Source organism: Nocardia carnea NBRC 14403 (assembly GCF_000308515.1).
GTDB classification, from domain to species: domain Bacteria; phylum Actinomycetota; class Actinomycetes; order Mycobacteriales; family Mycobacteriaceae; genus Nocardia; species Nocardia carnea.
This window is the reverse complement of the sequence record NZ_BAFV01000090.1, coordinates 1-1,252: the sequence shown is the minus strand read 5'-3', so window position 1 is coordinate 1,252 and position 1,252 is coordinate 1. Positions and strand designations below refer to the sequence as shown.

General features: G+C 61.5%; 1 protein-coding gene. It reads left to right on the top strand.

The genetic code is table 11. The features are described from left to right. The first annotated feature begins 67 nt into the window (after positions 1 to 67). Positions 68 to 1,212, top strand: a protein-coding gene (locus ON22_RS26630) for an IS3 family transposase (protein WP_086007816.1) whose coding sequence is annotated in 2 segments (ribosomal slippage) — positions 68 to 347 and positions 347 to 1,212 — 1,146 coding nt in all. Because the reading frame shifts where the segments join, the coding sequence is not laid out codon by codon here. The last annotated feature ends 40 nt before the right edge of the window (positions 1,213 to 1,252 follow it).

Sequence of the window (1,252 nt, the reverse complement as noted above, 5' to 3'; positions counted from 1 at the left end):
GGGACTGCCCCCGGTTTGGTTGACTCCTGACCTGTGAGGATTGCTCCTCACTGGAAGGATGTCCACCATGCCGAAGCCGTATCCCGAAGAGTTCCGCCGCGACGTCGTCGCGGTCGCCCGTAAGGGCGAGATCTCGTTGACGCAGATCGCGAAGGACTTCGGAATATCGCAGAGCTGTGTGAAGAACTGGCTCAAACAGGCCGGTATCGAAGACGGTCACCGGCCCGGCTCCACCCGTGACGAGTCGGCCGAACTGCGCGAAGCGCGTAAACGGATCCGCCAGCTGGAACAAGAAGCCGAGGTCATGCGCCGCGCGGTCGCCTATTTCTCGCGTGACGTCAACCCAAAATGAGTTACCCGCTGGTCCTCGACCTGGCCGCTGACGGTATCCCCGTCGCGGTGACCTGCCGGGTGCTCGGCTTCTCCACCCAAGCGTTCTATAAATGGAAACGATGCCCTGTCTCGCAACGCGATTGGGACGACGCCCATCTGATCAACGCCGCTCTCGACATCCATGCCGACGACCCGGCTTTCGGCTACCGATTCATCGCCGACGAGCTACCCGCCCGCGGCATCCGTGCCGGCGAGAACAGGGTCGCCAGATTATGTTCAGCGCAGCGGATCTGGAGCGTGTTCGCCAAGAAACGCGGGCTGAACCGCAAGGCCGGACCGCCGGTCCACGACGACCTCGTCGGACGCCACTTCACTGCCGCCGCCCCGGACGCGGTGTGGTTGACAGACATCACCGAGCACTCCACCGGCGAAGGAAAACTGTATTTATGCGCTGTCAAGGACGTGTTCTCCAACCGGATCGTCGGGTACTCGATCGATTCACGGATGAAGGCGTCTTTGGCGGTATCGGCACTGAACCATGCCGTCGCTCTCCGAGCACCTACCGCAACGATTGTCCACTCCGACAGGGGCAGTCAATTCCGCTCTCGAAAGTTCGTCAATGCGTTGTCGGTCCGCGGATTACGAGGTTCCATGGGCAGGGTCGGCGCGTGTGGTGACAACGCTGCGATGGAGTCGTTTTTCGCGTTGCTACAGAAGAACGTGCTCGACCGGAAACGGTGGACGACCCGCGACGAGCTCCGTATGGCGATCGTGGTTTGGATCGAGAAGACCTACCACCGCACCCGTCGGCAACGCAGACTCGGCCGGCTCACCCCGATCGAGTTTGAGACAATAAACCGGCCCGCACTCACGGCCTGAAAAACCAAACCCGCGAGTCAACCAAACTCAGGGCAGTCCC